This window comes from Synechococcus sp. A18-25c, from assembly GCF_014280035.1.
Lineage (GTDB): Bacteria > Cyanobacteriota > Cyanobacteriia > PCC-6307 > Cyanobiaceae > Synechococcus_C.
Window position 1 is genome coordinate 1,901,704 of sequence record NZ_CP047957.1, and the last position, 16,420, is coordinate 1,918,123.

Here is a 16,420-nt window from a genome sequence, read left to right on the forward strand (position 1 = left end):
AGATCAAGTCAGCTGGGCTCGCATCAGCAGATCATCACCCAGCCGCATGACGTCTTGATCACGCAGCCGTAGCACTTGATCCATGGCAGTAAAACCAAAGTCGGCCAGTGGCGTCCGCGCCAGTTCACCGCCAAGCAGCTTGGGTGCGATCACCGCCGCGATTTCCTGCACACAACCCTGCTGGATGGCAGCGGCCGCCAGACCCGGACCACACTCCCAAAGCACGCGGTTGCAGCCGCGCTTGGACAAGGCTGTCAGCAACAGCTCCGGTTCCGAGGCATCGAGCGCCTCCATCGCCACCCCTTGCGCCTGCACCACAGCACGCAAGTCGGCGGACAGAGCAGACTCGGCCTGAATCGGATAGCCCAGCAGGGTGCTGGCCAGCTGCTGATCCCAGATCTGAGCGCCAGCAGGCAAATCAAGACTGCGGCTAAACACCACACGCAACGGTTCGGGGGATCGCCGCCCCCGACTGGTGAGCAACGGGTCATCAGCGCGAACAGTGCCACCGCCAACAATCACCGCGTCGCACTGGGCCCGCATGCCATGCACCCAGGAGCGAGCCGACGGTCCGCTGATCCACTGACTCTCACCATTGGGAAGCGCGGTGCGGCCATCCAGGCTCATGGCCCACTTGAGCACCCCCCAAGGCCGGCCCGTGCGCACCCGATGGAGAAAGGCGCGGTTTTGATGGGCGGCTTCAGCGGCCAGCACGCCGCTGATCACCTCCAATCCTGCATCCCGCAACCGCTGCAATCCACCGCCGGCAACGCGGGGGTCAGGGTCGGTGAGCGCCACCACCACCCGTCGCACTCCAGCCGCGAGGATTGCGTCGGTGCAAGGGGGCGTGCGGCCCTGGTGGCAGCAGGGCTCCAGGGTGACGATGATTGTGCCGCCACGGGCGGCGTCACCGGCCTGGTCTAGGGCAACAGGCTCAGCGTGGGGCTCACCTGCACGGGCATGGAATCCCTCACCGACCAGGCGTCCTTCGGCGTCAAGCACCACCGCACCCACCAGGGGATTAGGACTGGTGTGGCCTTCAGCGAGGGAGGCGAGCTGGAGCGCTCGGCGCATCCAGGCCAGCCAGTTTTGATGCGAGCCGCCGACGGACTCCATCAGCTCAGGGGCTGGGTCTGCACGTCACGCCACTCCGCCACCACATAGGGAGGAACGGGCATCTCGTTGAACACCCCCGGCATGAACAGCCGCAGCGGACGGTTGTTGCTCAGATCATTGAGCAGAGGATCAAGCGCAAACTCCGCCGCCGCCTCACGGCCATCAGTGGCTAACACCGGATTATCGAGGGTGATGTCGTCGAGCTGCCACTCCTTCACACCAGCTTGCACAAGCAGCGGCGCGGGGTGTTCCAAACGCAGCTTGCCCGGGTAGCCCACGATGCGCAGAACGACGGGATTGCCGGGCTTGCCAGTGCGGTAGGCCACCGCCTGCCAACTCTGGTAATCGAGATCGCGCAGGCTCTCGAGGCTGCGCAGCATCGGTGCCCCGTTTTCATCCTGGTGCTCGTGCACCTGCGCGCTCACCGCCATCGGCGTCAGTAGCAACAGCGTTACGGCAACCAGCAGCATGCCAAGCAAACGACGCAACGCGAGCATGAATCAAGCGCAAACAGTGTTCCCATGATCGAGCATCAGCCCCTGAAAGCGGGGTCCCTGCTGGACGCACGTCTCGAGGCGTGCGGCACGGCCCTACGCGAGGTGGACGACATGACACCGCCCGGGGAGCAGGACGCGGAGCTGAGCTTCGGGCCCGGGAGGCTGCGTTACTACGTGATGCGCATCCCGCGACGGCCGCTGAAGGTGACAGCGATGACACGCCATGTGAACGCCACCCAATGCCTGAGTTCCGCGGAAGGTCGCCCCTTCTGGCTGCTGCTGGCTCCACCCGACACTGAAGGGCCTGTGCTCGATGCATCCAAGGCCTGGCTGCTGCGCATTGAAGCCGGGGAAGGCATCAAATTGCATCTGGGCACCTGGCATGCGGGGCCTCTGTTTGACGCCGACTCCGCCTCTTTTTTCAATCTGGAACTGAGCGACACCAATCAGAACGATCACGAAACCCTGAAGCTCAGTCGCAGCATCAACCTTGAACTGAACGAGGCGTTAGAACGTTGAGCTAACACCTGAAGACAACGTTGCTCTTGAATTCTTCCTGCGAGGACCAACTGAGCTTGTCTCAGCCGGACTCTCTCGTTGGCAAGAACCACCCGCAGACCCAACGCAGCGTTTAAGGTCAAAATCATCAAATGCTTCAAAAAGCTCCTTTTCATTGCCTCTCTGACCAATGAACATTGGGCCAACACTTGGCGCAATCAACCACTGAGCGAGTTCAATGAATGTGCTTTTCAATCTGAAAAATCAAAAGCCGCAAGACCATAAAAAAAGTGAAGGAAGGAATCAGCATTGGGTCATTTCGTTTCCACATCACAACTAAGCATTGAGCGTTGCTTGAAATCCTCGGCAATTCCTTGATCTGCCTCAAAAAAACATCTGAGCCAGCACCATATGAGTCTCCACAATTGACCTCAAGACCACAACAGTTGCTCCAAAGAAAAGCTTTCCAGACATTCTCAATCAATCAGGTCATCAAGCGCACTGACTTCTTTCGGCGCCTGGTATGACCGCCCAATCGGTGTGCGTCGCCCAGAGACCCCAGATCGCCATCGCCCGCAGGTAGTGGCAAGCCCGGAAGGTGTTCACCGCCGTGATTGCCTCCGGCGTGCGGAATTGCAAACCACCGCTATACACCTGCTCCACCACAGCTGAGCAGATCGCTTCAGCGGTTTGGCCTTCGCCCATCAGGCGGTAGTAGCTAGCGATGCCGAAGTTGATGCCTGTCCACACCTCCAAGGGATGGGTGCCATTGGGATCCAAAGGTGTGCCATCGCGGCGCAACCCATTGGCGACACCAAGCTTGCCGCCATCAAAGGCTTCAAAGCAGGCTTCCTTCACGGCTTTAAGCGTGCTGCGGCTGTTGGCTTCACTCACCACCGGCTCCAGCCCCAGCAGGCGGGCATAGAAGTCCCCGCACAGCTGATCGGCCATCACCACTGGCGTGCCACTTTCAGCATCGATGTCGTAGTACTCGCCGTTCCACAGCAACGTGTCGAAATTGCTGCGCGATTGCTCCAGCCAACCGCTGAATTGCCGCTGTTCAGCCGAGGTGTCGAGCCCGGTTTTGAGCTGCAGCGTCTGCCCGATCGCCAATGCCGCTTCCAACGCGGCGATCCACAACGCACCGCAGTAAGCACTCACTCCCTTTAACGGCCAGTCATCAAAGGTCTGATCCGGCGCACCGCCGTTATCGGGCAGGCCGTCATCGTTCACATCGAAGGTTTTGAGGTAACGCAAGGCCTCCACTGCGGAGGGCCAACACTCCGAGAGGAAACGCAGGTCTTGCCCACTGGGCGAGAGCTTGTAGGTGCGCCACACCTGAAGCACGTAATCGCTGCCCAGATCTTTCCAGAGATTGCAATCCTGATAAGCCGTGTAATTGGTGGCATCCCAGGGCACTTCATTGGGAGCGCCCAGATCATGAGGCGTGGCGCCCTTCACCTTGCGGTCCGCTTCCACCCGGCCCTTTCCCTGGGTGAAATACCAGCCGATCGGACGCTGCGTGGCATCGGCAGCGGGAATCGCACGGGCAAAGCTGCGCAGCACGGCCTTGTCGAGCTCTGGCCACAACTGCAGCAGGGCCAGGGAGCCATACAGGCGCACATCCAAACTTTCATACCAGGCGTAGTCGAGGCACTCGAGCACGCCGAAACGGCCGTGGGGATCCTCAGGCGACGCCGCACTCCACAGGCTGCCGCCGCTGCATAAGTCGTAGAGCTCGTTGAACAGCGCCATACGCAACGGCTCTGGCAGCTCCGTGCGCTGCAGCACCGGCTGCTGCCAAGCTTCGATCAGCTCACGCCACCTCTTCCAATCGCGCAGGGCTTCAGCGGCAATCGCCGCGGCCTGATCACCGCCGGTGCCGAAGAAATCGGTGTAGCGGCGGAGGGCCTGACTGCCGGTGGCAAAAGCCGTCACCGGCAGATCCCAGCTGATCACGACAGGGATCTCGATGCTCTGGCCCGGCTCGAGATGGCATTGCACTGTCAGCGCCGCACTGAGCGGATCATCGGCCCCACTCCGCCGATCGTTGTTGCTCTCTGGAATCGAGCCATCGGCGCTGAAGCTGCTCCAGAGCTCACTGCCATCGCCGGCGGGATTCCAACGGCTGCAGCGCTGAATGGTCATGCCTGGCTGATCGTTGGTGGCAATGCACCACTGGCCTTCACCCTCAGCGACAGGATTGGAGACAGGACCCTCCAAGACGACACCTTTGAGGTTGCCATCGTCAATCCAGCGGTTGCGTTGCCCGTTGGTTTTGCCAATCGCCGGGGCGTAGTTGTGCTCTGGGCTGCCGTCGTCACGGAAGTGCACCTCGGCGGAGGAATCGGTGTTGGTGAACCAGCCGGTGGTGTTGCGCCAGCTGAGCAGCAGCGACAGATCCAGGGGCTTGGTGGTGGGGTTGCGCAGGGTCCACACGAACACCGCTACCGGATAGCTAGTGCGCTGGTAATCGCCCGGCAGAATCGGACTGAAGGCCTCGCAACGCACCTCGGCGTCATACACGCCCTCATAGTTCGTCCAGCTCAGCGGATAACGGGCGGCATAAGTGCCGGTGCTGTGCTCCGCCGTACTGGCGGGATACCAGTCCCAGGCCTGGAGTGGTTCACCGCTCTTAGGGCGTGAGGCATCCCCATCAGGCTTCACCGCCAAGGCATGGGCGCGCTTGCTGCTGCCGTTGCTCTCAAACAGAGCAAACTGACAGTCGGGCATCACCCCGAACCAGTGCTCGCCGCCATCCAAGTGCCAGAGGTTGACGTTGCCATCCGGCGCCCGACCGATGCAGCCTGCTCCGAAGCCCCCCAAGGGCATGCCGTGATTGGGGCCATCGTCGAGATTGCTGGCATAGCGCACCGTATAGGGCTGCTCCCAGCCCAATCCGAAGGGCTGGCTCCAGCTGGCCTGCGGGGGCTGCCACGCCGTTGTCTTGCCTTGACGACCGAGCAAAGACGTCAGAGCGGAGAAACCGAGCGGAGCCATGCCCAAGGCCGAAAGTCGCCCCACACTGGCAGACCTGGCGGGACTGGCCAGGGGCCGTCTACCAGCCGTTCAGCAGACCCCCGCAGTCATCTGGATGCCACCCATCCAGCTCACACCTCATGCAAGCCGCCAGCTTCGCTGTCGAGCAATGCATCGAGGGTGACGGCGGTGCGCACCATCGCCTGATAGCGGTGCAGCACGCGCCGATTCCGATCCAGCCAGCGCGCAGCGTCAGCGGGGCCTTCATTGGAGGCTGCACCGGTCAAACCGACGGGGCCCTCGGCATCCATCAACTCCAGATCGTCCTCCCGGGCGATCAAGGCCAGCAACAGCTCATGCAGCCGTTGACGGCGCACCGCCGATGACTCAGTCCCAGGCATTGCCGCATTTGTTGCGTACGTAATCTTCCCGCAGCTCACGGAAATCGCGCGACTGTCGCGACAGCTGAGCGCTAGCAGCATCTGCCTGTTCCCGGTTCTCGCCCGTTTCCTGCGATGCCGCAATGAACATCCGATTGCGGGCCATCGAGGCGCCGATGGAGTTCATCATTCGTGTGATCAGGCTGCAGTCCTCGAAAGCCTCCACTGAGGGCGAGGCCCCCACCAACAGCAGCAACACAGCGAGGCAAGAGCGAACCACAGCAGCCATCCGGAGTGCAGCGTCAACGTACTGCCTGTGCTGGCCACTAAATCCATTCAGGCAGAGATGCGGTCAAAACGCGCATTGATGGGCATGGTGACGCAATGGAGCCACAGCACTTTGGCTTTCGCAGCCAAGGCCACTTCGCCAAGGCCAATCAACAGCTGTTCGCTGAAAGCCCCATTACGACGCTGAGCCAAGCCTTGAGCCAACGCGCTCTGCGACAAAAGCGTACGCAGCACAGGCCCGATTGATGTCGACCTTGATTTCGGTGGCCCTCTTTCTTGTCATGGTGGCGTTGGGGCTGCATCCACCGGCCATGCCGTTCGGTCGGCTGAAGCACAGACCCGCTTGGCTGCTTCAGGTGTTGCTCACCACCTGTTTTGGCATCCCCGTTGCAGCCCTGCTGTTGCTGCGCTCACCGCTCGGCCAGGGCCTCTCGCCTGCCATGGCGACGGCCTTGATGGTGATGGCAATTTGCCCCAGTGCTCCGCTGATTAGCTTGAAAAGTCGCCAGGTGATTGGGAATCCGGCGTTGGCCACCAGGCTTCAGTTGTGCTCATCGTGCGCCGCAATCCTCAGCGTGCCGATCTGGATCCACCAGCTGCCGATCGACGCAGCCGAGACCGTCTGGAGCATCTCCGCCAAAGACGTAGCCGCCCAGGTCTTCAGCGCTCAAGTAGTTCCGTTGCTGGTGGGGATGAGCTTGCGCCAATGGTGCAGCGATTGGGCCGAACGCTGGAATCCCATCGTGCAGAAAACCGCTTCCACCCTGCTGCTGTTGCTGTTAGCCGTGGTGTTGATTGCAGCGTTGCCCAAGGTGTCGCTGACACTCATTGCCGACCTGCGCGGAGCCTTTCTGATGCTGCTGCTCACGTTGATTGCTCTACTCCTTGGCTTTGCAGTCGCCGGCAGAGACCGAGCGGAACGAAGCACGATTCCGCTCGTGATGGCCATGCGCAATCCAGGGTTAGCGCTGCTCTTGGTGCAACGGATGGCACCAGAAGCAAGCGAACTCAAGGCGGCCATAGTGGGCTACGTCTTAATGACGGCGATCGGCATGACTCCCTTCCTCCACTGGCGCAAGCGCCTGGCCGGTCCAGTCCATGACGTCAGCCAGTGAAAGCCAACCAACAAAAAGGGGATGACTCCATCCTGGAGTCACCCCGCTGGAGGGAGTCAATCACTCCGAGCCATCACTGCTGGGCGACATCGGTGGCTTTGGGATAAATCTGAATTGTCACCTTGTCGATCTGACCGCCATAGGCGCTGTAACGGCGAGGGCCAATGGTTCTCACCGTGACCGCCGAGCCACGATCAAGGCCAACATCAGCACCTTCATCAATGGAGAAACGCGAAGCAATCGTGTTCTCCATACGGCCTTCAGCGACCACCTCACCATTCAATTTCAGCCGAACGTCAGCGCCCTTGCCGACGCCACCGCCGTCGTAGTCGAGCTCAAAGCGAATCTCGGATTTGCCAGCAGGCAACGGCTGGTTGCTGGTGAATGTGAACAGCTCTCCCATGTAGTTGTAAGTGTAGGAGGGCTTGTTGTTTTCAACATAAAGCGACCAACCACCAAATCGACCGCCCTGAGAGAAGATCACACCATCTTCTTCGCCCCCTTTCACATCCACATAGGCCGTCACACTGTTCGAGACGTTCTTTACATTGATGATCGAATCTTCGACCATATTCCAGGCGTAGGGATACAAATCCATGGACGTCCGATCCCCCAGCAGGGTCGGTCGACCAGCGACGGATGGCACCAGCCGCTCAAGCAAACGATCATCCAGGGGCAACACCTGATTTTCAATCGCCTCTTCCATGAACTTCGCCTTCATGGCCTCCAAGCGATCGGGATATTGAGCCGCTAAATCGTTGGAGAGGCTGAAATCAACTGTGGTGTCATACAGCTGCCAACCATCATCGGCCTCGACCGTATTCATTCGGTTGGGTGCTTCCCATGGGTACATCACCGTGGTGCGCGCCATCCAACCGTTGTGATAGATGCCGCGGTTGCCAATGATCTCGAAATACTGCGTGCTGTGCCGTTCTTCAGCGCCTGGGTTATCGAATGTGTAAATCAGGCTGGTTCCCTGCATGGGAATCTGCGGGATGCCATTGATCATGGTGGGCATCGGTAGATTGGCCGCCTCAAGAATCGTGGGGGCCACATCATTCACATGCGAGAACTGTGAACGAATACCGCCACCTTGCCTGATGCGCTCAGGCCAGTGAATCACTGTTCCATTGCGTGTTCCACCGAAATCACCGGCCACCTGTTTGGAGAGAGCAAACGGTGAATTGAAGGCGATCGCCCAGCCGAGGTGATACATGGGATAGGTGGTCGGCCCACCCCATTCATCCAACTTTGCCTCCTGTTCATCCGGCGTTTCTTCAACACCATTGAGGTAATGATTCCAATTCCAATGGCCGCTCATGTCGCCCTCAACACTGGCACCGTTGTCACCTGTGACATAAATCACCAAGGTGTTATCCAGCTCACCGAGATCATCGATGGCTTGGATTAATCGACCTGCTTGGTGATCGGAGTGCTCGGTAAAGGCTGCAAACACTTCTGCCTGACGGGCATAGATTCGCTGTTGCTGCGGCGTCAGACTGTCCCATTTGGGAACACTCGCGGGCGCTTGCGCCATCTGAGTGCCCGGAGGAACAACTCCTGCCTTGATCTGGTTCTCAAGATTACGTGCCCGCAGAACATCCCAGCCCTCATCAAACTTGCCTCGGTATTTAGCAATCCATTCTTGACCCACATGGTGCGGAGAATGGGCACCGGCTGAGGAGTAATAGATGAAAAAGGGCTTATCTGGCTTGATGGCCTTTTGTTGACGAACCCAGCCGATCGCCTGATCGGTCATGTCTTCAGTGAAGTGATACCGATCTTTCTGCGGTGCATCCACAACGGTGACACCATCATGGATTGTGGGCTCCCACATGTTGTCTTCCGCACCCACGAATCCGTAGAACTTCTCGAATCCCTGGCGCGTTGGCCAACGGGTCTGAGGGCCAGCAGCCGTGGTTTCACGACCCGGGGTTTCGTGCCACTTGCCAAAGGCCGCTGTGTTGTAGCCGTTGAGTCTGAGGATTTCCGCAACCGGCACGGCGTAATCCGGCACAACGGTGGAATTGCCCGCATAACCAGTGGCAATCTCTGGAATTGAACCGGTGTTGACCTTGTGATGATTCCGTCCGGACTTCAACGCTGCTCGCGTAGGCGCACAAAGAGCCGTGGTGTGGAAACGGTTGTAGCGCAGGCCATTCTGGGCGAGCTTTTCAGCGGTAGGCATGTTCACCACCCCGCCAAAAGCGGATGGTGCTGCATAGCCGACGTCATCGAGAAGAATGATCACCACGTTGGGAGCACCAGCGGGTGCCGTTACCTCCCACTGCGGGGGCATCGGCACCTCGGAGGGGAGCACCTTGGTGACCTTTTCAGGCCTTGGCTCTGCAATGGGAAGTGTCGTCCGGTCAAATTCACGTGCCTGGGCTTGACCTTGCGTCATGTCGACGATCGACACACTGGTCGCCAGCAACAAGCCACCACCCACGACCATCCGGCGGAGCAGGTGAGACGTTTTGATCAGACTCGACATGGCAGACGTTGGAGAGGCAACGAGGCCTTGGAACTTCTCCTTGCATAGCCATGGGTTGACGTTAATGGAGTGAACATCAACAAATAACGCACCATTCGGATCAGCACCAATGGTTCTTGTCGATCAATCACACACCAGCACCACAAAGAAGCCGTGTCCACGATCCACGCAACGGGGAGTGTTCATACATCAAGATTTCTCATCTGTGCCTCTGCTCGCTCGAAGAGCTAGGGCGGTTTGTGTTGGCCTAGTGGCGTGGACTGCCGCAGACCTCCAACTTGCGCTGAACGTATTGACGATGGTTTGATCAACGACAACCGCAATCACACTGAATCCGATATACAGCGAAATCCCATGTGGCAGGTGGCGGTGTCCGTCGTCTGTCCCATCAGTGCAGCTGGTCGGAAGCGGTGGCAGTAGTTGTCCGCACACAGGAATGACCCGCCCTTGATAATCCGTCGTTCCTGTTCACCTTTGGGAACCGGGAACAGCGTCGACGTCCATTCCCAGACGTTTCCACACATGTCGACCAAGCCGTAGCCATTGGCAGGGAAACTGCCGACAGGCGAGGTCCATAACCAGCCATCGATCTGCTCATTCCTCCAAGGGAATGGCCCTTGCCAGACATTGGCCATCCACTGGCCATCTGGTGTCATTTCAGAACCCCAGGCGTAGTCTTGCTCCACCAAACCACCACGGGCTGCCACTTCCCATTCATCAGCCGTTGGCAGACGTTTCCCCGCCCACTCGGCATAGGCCACAGCATCCTCATAGGCAAGATGCACCACCGGATGCTCCATGCGGTCGTCGATGCTGGTGGACGGTCCCTGGGGATGACGCCAATCCGCTCCTTCCACCAAGGCCCACCACGACAATGGCTGGCTGCGATCCACGTTGGCCGGCGGTGGAATGAACACCGCCGATTCAGGGCATTGCTCTTCGGGGGGCAGGTTGGGATACAACACAGGATCAGGTGGCTTTTCAGACACCGTCAAGTAGCCGGTGTCTGAAACGAAGCGGGCGAATTCGGCATTGGTGACCGGTGCCACATCGATCGCAAACGCCTCCACATGAATGGTGCGCACAGGCGATTCTTCGGGATAGAACGACTCCGAACCGACGCGATAGTCGCCAGCAGGAATCACCACCATCGGAGCACGTTGATCACTCATGGCCGACCCAGGATGAAGCAGAGATGATGATCGAAAAACGTCGACCGCATTGACCGGTTCAAGGGTTGAACGCCATCAAACAGCGAGTTAATGCAATCAGCGAAGCAGCATCAGCTGCCCGTGGGGAACAGGAACTGAACCTGTGCGCGGAAAGTCCAATCGCCGATGAGCGTCTGACCCAGCACTTCAGGTTTCACAGCGTTGTAATAGGCACTAAGAGACGCATTAACGGGCTGCGTCCCCAACTTGAACACACGACCCACACCGAGGCCAATCGGAACCGTCCAGCCCTTGCTGTCTTCTGAGGTCCAGTCCGCCGTAATGATCGGGGAACTGGTGAGATACCAACCCTTGGGCAGGTTGTAGTTGAGGAATGGCTGAATCAACATCTTGTTGACATCACGCTTGCCTTCACCGGCAAACGACCAGATGTTGTTAATCAGACCTCCCGCCACGATCGGGCCCTTGGTGTAAACCAGAACACCGGCGGGGCCGGCACTCCAACGTTGGGAACTTAGGCGGCTATCGGTTGCGGTTGGCATCACCAGGGTGGGGCCAACACCCACGGTGAAATTGCCCTTCAAAGTGGGCACGAAGAACACCGAGGGATTGATATCACCAATCGCCTGAATCGAGGTTCCACGTGCCCAAGGCTGGGAGATGAAGGGAACGATCGTGCGCGTTACTAAGGTGAGGCCATCATTCACCTTGAAGGGGACCACCGGCTGAACGTTCACCACGTTCTGGGTTTGATTCGCCTTGAAGTTGGTGGAGATTGGTGGATCGTTTGGATTCGGCGACGGAAGCGTGACGTTCGGTGCCCATTGGGTGTTAGGCGTCGAATTCCACTGAATCGGAACACTGATCAGGCTGGCTATCGGATTCTGGGCCGCCTGCGCCAGAGAATCGTTCTCCTGCGCAGGGGATTCGTCAGGGGCAGCGGCGACGGGTGGATTGCCTGTGCCTGAAGGCTGCTCAACATCCGGGGCCTGAGCCAGCTTTAGCTCAGCAAGCTCCAGGGGAGTGAAATCAAAATCAGCCGGGTTGGCGACCAGAGTTTGGGGTTGGCCCTGCGCTGCGACTGAGGTGGGAACCAACAGGGCAGCAAGACCGAAAAGCCAGGAGACGTTGCGAGTCATGCGCAGACGGAACAGCATCAATCAAGCTTCAGCAATGGGCGTTGTCTAAAGGTTGATTTACCAGGGACCAATGCTTGCCGCAACAATTCCGTACGGTCGGGACCAGCTTGAAAAGCAGAGATTCCCTGCCGCCCCTACGGTTCGCGCAATGGATTGATGAGTGCGATGCGAGCGCTGTCTCTGGCTCTTCTGGCATCCCTGAGCACCTTGAGTTTGGGGGTTTCTGCCAAGCCCCTCGAAACCCTCACTGCTGGCGAGACGAGTGCCGCAGTCTTCACGACTCCGCTGGTGCTCAGCCAAGCCGAAGACCTTGCGCCTGAGGTGGCACCAACAGAAGACGAAGACGATTCCTGGCGGGTGTATCTCGATCTCTATGCCTTTTTAGTGCCCACCACCTACTCGACCACAGAAATCAACGGCAACCAATCCAAGGCGGCGCTGTCTCTCTCCGATGTGATCGACACCCTCGATGAGGCACTCACCCTCAAAGCACAGGTGGAATATGGCCGCTTTGGCTTCATGGCCGGTGTGTATCACGGCAGCCTGTCCGACAGCCAATCGGCATCCTTCTACACGGAAACCAACAACCCTTTGCGGAATCAGCTCGGCGTCCCTGGCTTTCTGCGCGAGCGCACCCTGCGTGTCAAGGGTGATCTGGATCTTGACGTCGACGCCAACCAAACGGTCGTCGATCTCGCCTTCCGCTACCGGGGGGGAGCCATCCAGAAACCACGCATGGAGAAAGGCAGCAGCAGCTTCTTTGGCCTGGTCGGAGCCCGCATCATCGATGCCAACATCCACACCAGCTGGACACTGGACAGCGAAGCCTCACTCACTGTTGAAGGACGACGCGTCAGCAAGGAGTACACCCGTGAGCTGCAGAAATCTTCAGACGAAAGCTACGGCAACACCTGGGTTCAACCCCTGATCGGTGTGTTTGGCACCTACGCCATTAGTGAAGACTGGCAAGCCTTTGCTTACCTTGATGTAGGTGGATTTGGACTGAGCGGAGAGCAAGATTTGAGCGGAACCGCCCAGGCAGGCATTGCCTATGCCCTGGGGAACTCAGCTCAAGTCTCCCTCTCCTACAAATATTTCGGTCTTGATTACGCCGGAGGAGGTGGCAACGCTTACAGCGTGGATCAAAGCGGCGTGAACCTAGGCCTGCGCTGGCTGTTTGACTAATTCCACCGTCTCATCCATTCGGGAGTCTCTGGGAATGGCTCCTTTATGAAACCGCGCCAGCCCTGGGCATAGCGTCTGTGAAGAGCCATGCCTGCAACGCTCAAATTTGTTCAATCGCTCCCAACGTCCAGGTGCGGTCAAACCACTCCTGGCCTGGGCCATACAGACGGAAGATGCCAAACCAACCCTTGCCAGGGACTGTTTTCACCCAATTGGTCTCCAAGCCATCCGGCGCTTCCGGTCCAAAATAGAGCGTGACGCTGCCATCGGCGTTCTCGACCATGTCGGTGTTGCGCTTGTTGTTCTTGCTGGGGTAGGGCATTGCCTCGCTCTGCAGCATCGAGCGAGTTTGTGGGTCGTAAACCACAAACGACCAAAACCGTTCAGCCGGAGGATTCGCGGGGATGGTGAGTTTGTAGCTGTTGCCGCCGTCGAGATAGGCACCGCTGCTGTCTCTGGAAACGAAGGCGTATTGCGAACCGACGCCCGGAAGTTCCAGAGCCATTGCCGGGGTATTCACCGTGGCGAGATAGAAGAACAGCGTGCGTCCATCCATATCGCGTCCACCATTGCCACCATTCACGAGATATTCGTGACTCCCCCCAGGGAATCCGGTCTGCCAGTAACCAGCCTTGTCCGGATAGATATAGGCCTTGGGGTCCTGGGGAGCAAACAGGATCGAACGTGCGGTGGCGTTGCCAATGGCAACTGCTTCGGTGAGCAAGGCCTTCTGCGCAGGCGATGGAGCAAAAGGCTTGCCTTTCTGAATGCCAATGGCCGAGGCCATCCCCAGCAATTCAGGTGAGAACACCTCTGACGGTTCACGCTGAATCACATCATCCAGCTCCTCGTAAAACTTGAAGTCGTTGGCATGAATGGTGTTCACATTCAAACCGGTGAGGTTCTTGAACGTGTTGGGGGCGGGATTCATCCGCTGGGCATACGGATAGATCTTCAGATCATTCTGAAATGCATTTTTGGCCGTCTCCGTGCTGCCTTCAGCATCCAAGAAACCACGCAGAATCACCCAGTTGATCAGACTCGGCGTGTTAGCCACGTAATAATCATCGGCATCAGCAGGAGCCGACTGACCAGGCCCAAGGATCAGATACTTGCCGCCACGGCCCTTGTCTGGACCGGGACCGCCCATGTCGATCACGAAGCGGAAAAAGGCATCATTCACCGTGCCCGGGCCCGTTCCGGCGGGCACTTCAACCACCATCGGGCCGTCGCTTAGGTCAATGAAGGCGGAGGCGTACACCGTGTCGGTGTTGCCTGTAAGCCAAAGAGAGTCTGAACTCATGAGATCTTCAAACACACCGATATCACGGTTCGTCTGAAGGCCATAGCCATCACGATGGCCCACATGCAGCATCTCAAGCGAAGCTGCAGGCATGAAGTTCAGAAAGGTCTGCACACCGCGGCCCAAGTCCACCTGACGGCGGGCCTTGCGCATGGTTTCATCGTCCGGGAAACCATCGAAATAATTGAACGTGCCGATTCGGGTGGTCACCGAATCCGGCGTCAACACATCCACAGGGATTGGTGTGTTGTAGCCCTTGGGCACGACATCAGCAGCTTGGAGCGCAGAACCACTGCATGCCAAAAACAAGGCGGAAAGGACAGTGGAAGGGAGGTGCTTGAAACGAGTCATGGTTGAGGTTGGAAAGTGAAATCGATCGATTTAAATCTCAACCGAGAGGCTGAATATCATTGAGCTGCCAGGTCTTATCGAACCACGGCTGCAGAGGGCCATAAAGCCGGAAAACAGCGAACCAACCCTTACCAGGAACAGTCTGAATCCAGTTCGATTCCTTGCCTTCTGGCGCTGTTGGGCCGAAATACAAATCAATGGTGCCGTCTGCATTCACGACCATGTCTTGGTTGCGCATGCTGTTCTTACTCGGAAGCGGCTGATCGGTCTGTAGCTCAGAACGGGTCTGAGGGTCATAGACCACCATCGACCAGAAATCCTTGGCGGGGACGTCAGCATCAACCGTGAATTTGTAGGTCTTGCTGCCATCGAGATAGGCACCCGTGGCATCCGTGGCCACTACCCCGTATTGAGAACCAACGCCCACCATCTTCAACACCATGGCCGGCGTATTAACGGTGTAGCCCCAAAAGAAATTGTTGCGAGCATCGAGATTCCGACCACCCTTACCGCCATCAATCAGCCATTCATGGCTCCCACCACCAAATGGCGTAAACCATTGCTTCCCCTCATAAAAATAGACATCGGGATTGCGTGGCTTGCCCATATCAGCACGCACATACGCAACACCAACCTGCACTGCCTCCTCCAGCACAGCGCGATCCTGCGCACTGGGTGCAAATGGCTTTCCTTTTTCCAGACCAATCGCGGAAGCTAAACCCCTTAATTCAGGATCGAGCAGGCTGATCGGCTCTCTCTGAATCACCACATCAAGCTCTTCATAGAAATGGAAATTATTGGCATGCACTGTATTAAAAATCGCCTCTCCCCCCTGGATAAAGATCATTTCCGGAGGGTTGTCTTTGCGCGAGAGAGGGTAGAGCCTGAGGCCCTCTTGATAGTTCGAAACAGCCTTGTCAGGCTTCCCCTCATCATCAAGGAAAGCTCTCAAAATCAACCAGTTGGAGTAACTGGGAGAGCGAAACACAAAGTAGCCATCGGTATTCGCCGGCTCCGCATCATCCGGGCCCAGAATCAAATAGTTGCCACCCTTGCCCCGGTCTGGACCCGGTGCACCGGTATCCGCAACGAAACGGAAAAAAGCATCGTTGATGGTGCCAGGGCCTAAACCTGCTGGGATTTCGATCACCATCGGCCCTGTCTCCTTCAAATTGAAAAAGGCGGAGCCATACACCGTGTCAGTGTTGCCAGTTAAAAAAAGCGGATTTGACGTAAGCGGCGCCATCAACATCACTTTGTTGTAGGCATCCACCCCCATCTCAGCATGGCCTGCACGAAGCATTTCAATGCTGGCAGCAGGCATCAATGTGAGAAAGGTTTCATAAGCACGGATGAACTTGAGATTGTCAAAACTAGTGTCAACCGTGGCAGCATCGGGCATGCCATCGAAAAAACGGAAGGTGCCCACGCTGGTGTTCACCTGGTCAGGCGTAAACAGCTCTTCAGGGATCGGCGTGGTGTAGCCCTCAGGCACCTGCGCCTTCACGCCATGGCTGGATGCACCAACAGTGGCCAATGCCAATGCAGACAGGAGCAAGGCTGAGGAACGCCTGCGCCATTGGCGGGAAACACCTGACATACCCAAGTCATCGACAATTCTGTTCATTCTTTTTCTAGCCACAAGGCAAGAAATGAACAACAAAATCAATCAAAAACTGCCCGATTGGGAGCAAGCATACAAAAGGCATTCAATAACGGAACGAAAGCTTCTTTACGTCGGCATAAAAACAATGATCCGGAGATTCGATAGGTCTTTCTGGCAACTTGCATGACAAGGCCTCAGCACCTGTCAGCCAGAAGGCATCCTTCCTTCAGGTCCATGCAAAAGCCCGGGTGTGATTCCAGGCTTTCCAAGTATCGGAGTTCAAGTCCGACCTGATCT

The 16,420-nt window shown here is 57.8% G+C and carries 14 protein-coding genes; 3 read left to right on the top strand and 11 right to left on the bottom strand.

The genetic code is table 11. The annotated features are described in order from the left end of the window. Positions 1-3: 3 nt before the first annotated feature. Together ribD and SynA1825c_RS10535 are read right to left on the bottom strand one after the other, a co-directional pair. Positions 4-1,116 (bottom strand): bifunctional diaminohydroxyphosphoribosylaminopyrimidine deaminase/5-amino-6-(5-phosphoribosylamino)uracil reductase RibD, encoded by a 1,113-nt coding sequence (ribD, locus tag SynA1825c_RS10530; RefSeq protein WP_186469247.1) that lies wholly within the window; start codon positions 1,114-1,116, stop codon positions 4-6. Next, a complete protein-coding gene (locus SynA1825c_RS10535; RefSeq protein WP_186469248.1) occupies positions 1,116-1,613 on the bottom strand; it encodes a DUF3122 domain-containing protein in 498 nt (165 codons plus the stop codon). Before SynA1825c_RS10535 ends, ribD begins: the two co-directional genes overlap by 1 nt. 24 nt (positions 1,614-1,637) lie before the next feature. Between SynA1825c_RS10535 and SynA1825c_RS10540 the strand changes: the two genes are divergently transcribed. Further along, the gene (locus SynA1825c_RS10540) at positions 1,638-2,132 is read left to right on the top strand and encodes an ureidoglycolate lyase (RefSeq protein ID WP_186469249.1); all 495 of its coding nucleotides are present in this window, start codon (positions 1,638-1,640) and stop codon (positions 2,130-2,132) included. Between the two features lie 471 nt (positions 2,133-2,603). Here SynA1825c_RS10540 and SynA1825c_RS10545 read toward each other — a convergent pair whose 3' ends face one another. The 4 genes from SynA1825c_RS10545 to SynA1825c_RS10560 form a co-directional block, all read right to left on the bottom strand. Then, a complete protein-coding gene (locus tag SynA1825c_RS10545) occupies positions 2,604-5,111 on the bottom strand; it encodes a GH116 family glycosyl hydrolase (protein WP_186469250.1) in 2,508 nt (835 codons plus the stop codon). Between the two features lie 110 nt (positions 5,112-5,221). Then, a complete protein-coding gene (locus SynA1825c_RS10550; protein WP_186469251.1) occupies positions 5,222-5,491 on the bottom strand; it encodes a hypothetical protein in 270 nt (89 codons plus the stop codon). After that, a complete protein-coding gene (locus SynA1825c_RS10555; RefSeq protein WP_186469252.1) occupies positions 5,478-5,759 on the bottom strand; it encodes a hypothetical protein in 282 nt (93 codons plus the stop codon). The genes SynA1825c_RS10550 and SynA1825c_RS10555 overlap by 14 nt, the downstream gene beginning before the upstream one ends. 47 nt (positions 5,760-5,806) lie before the next feature. After that, entirely contained in the window at positions 5,807-5,992 is a 186-nt protein-coding gene (locus tag SynA1825c_RS10560; protein WP_186469253.1) for a hypothetical protein, read from the bottom strand. Positions 5,993-6,003: 11 nt separating this feature from the next. Here SynA1825c_RS10560 and SynA1825c_RS10565 point away from each other — a divergent pair, with 11 nt between their 5' ends. Beyond that, positions 6,004-6,873 carry a bile acid:sodium symporter family protein gene (locus SynA1825c_RS10565; RefSeq protein ID WP_186469254.1) on the top strand — a complete coding sequence of 290 codons (870 nt, stop codon included), beginning with the start codon at positions 6,004-6,006 and terminating at the stop codon, positions 6,871-6,873. Between the two features lie 73 nt (positions 6,874-6,946). Here the strand turns inward: SynA1825c_RS10565 and SynA1825c_RS10570 are convergent, their stop codons facing one another. The 3 genes from SynA1825c_RS10570 to SynA1825c_RS10580 all read right to left on the bottom strand — a co-directional run bounded on the left by SynA1825c_RS10570 (position 6,947) and on the right by SynA1825c_RS10580 (position 11,696). Beyond that, complete coding sequence (locus SynA1825c_RS10570; protein WP_186469255.1) at positions 6,947-9,367, bottom strand: arylsulfatase; 2,421 nt, start codon at positions 9,365-9,367, stop codon at positions 6,947-6,949. A 323-nt stretch (positions 9,368-9,690) separates the two neighbouring features. Continuing rightward, entirely contained in the window at positions 9,691-10,539 is an 849-nt protein-coding gene (locus SynA1825c_RS10575) for a formylglycine-generating enzyme family protein (protein WP_186469256.1), read from the bottom strand. A gap of 110 nt (positions 10,540-10,649) precedes the next feature. Further along, entirely contained in the window at positions 10,650-11,696 is a 1,047-nt protein-coding gene (locus SynA1825c_RS10580; RefSeq protein WP_186469257.1) for a neuromedin U, read from the bottom strand. A 147-nt stretch (positions 11,697-11,843) separates the two neighbouring features. Here SynA1825c_RS10580 and SynA1825c_RS10585 point away from each other — a divergent pair, with 147 nt between their 5' ends. Next, positions 11,844-12,863, top strand: a complete 1,020-nt coding sequence (locus SynA1825c_RS10585; RefSeq protein ID WP_186469258.1) for a hypothetical protein — start codon at positions 11,844-11,846, stop codon at positions 12,861-12,863. Positions 12,864-12,963: 100 nt separating this feature from the next. Here the strand turns inward: SynA1825c_RS10585 and SynA1825c_RS10590 are convergent, their stop codons facing one another. Continuing rightward, positions 12,964-14,517 (bottom strand): DUF1254 domain-containing protein, encoded by a 1,554-nt coding sequence (locus SynA1825c_RS10590; protein WP_186469259.1) that lies wholly within the window; start codon positions 14,515-14,517, stop codon positions 12,964-12,966. Positions 14,518-14,554: 37 nt separating this feature from the next. Then, positions 14,555-16,117: a DUF1254 domain-containing protein gene (locus SynA1825c_RS10595; protein WP_186469260.1), complete on the bottom strand. Its 1,563-nt coding sequence runs from the start codon at positions 16,115-16,117 to the stop codon at positions 14,555-14,557. Positions 16,118-16,420: the final 303 nt, after the last annotated feature.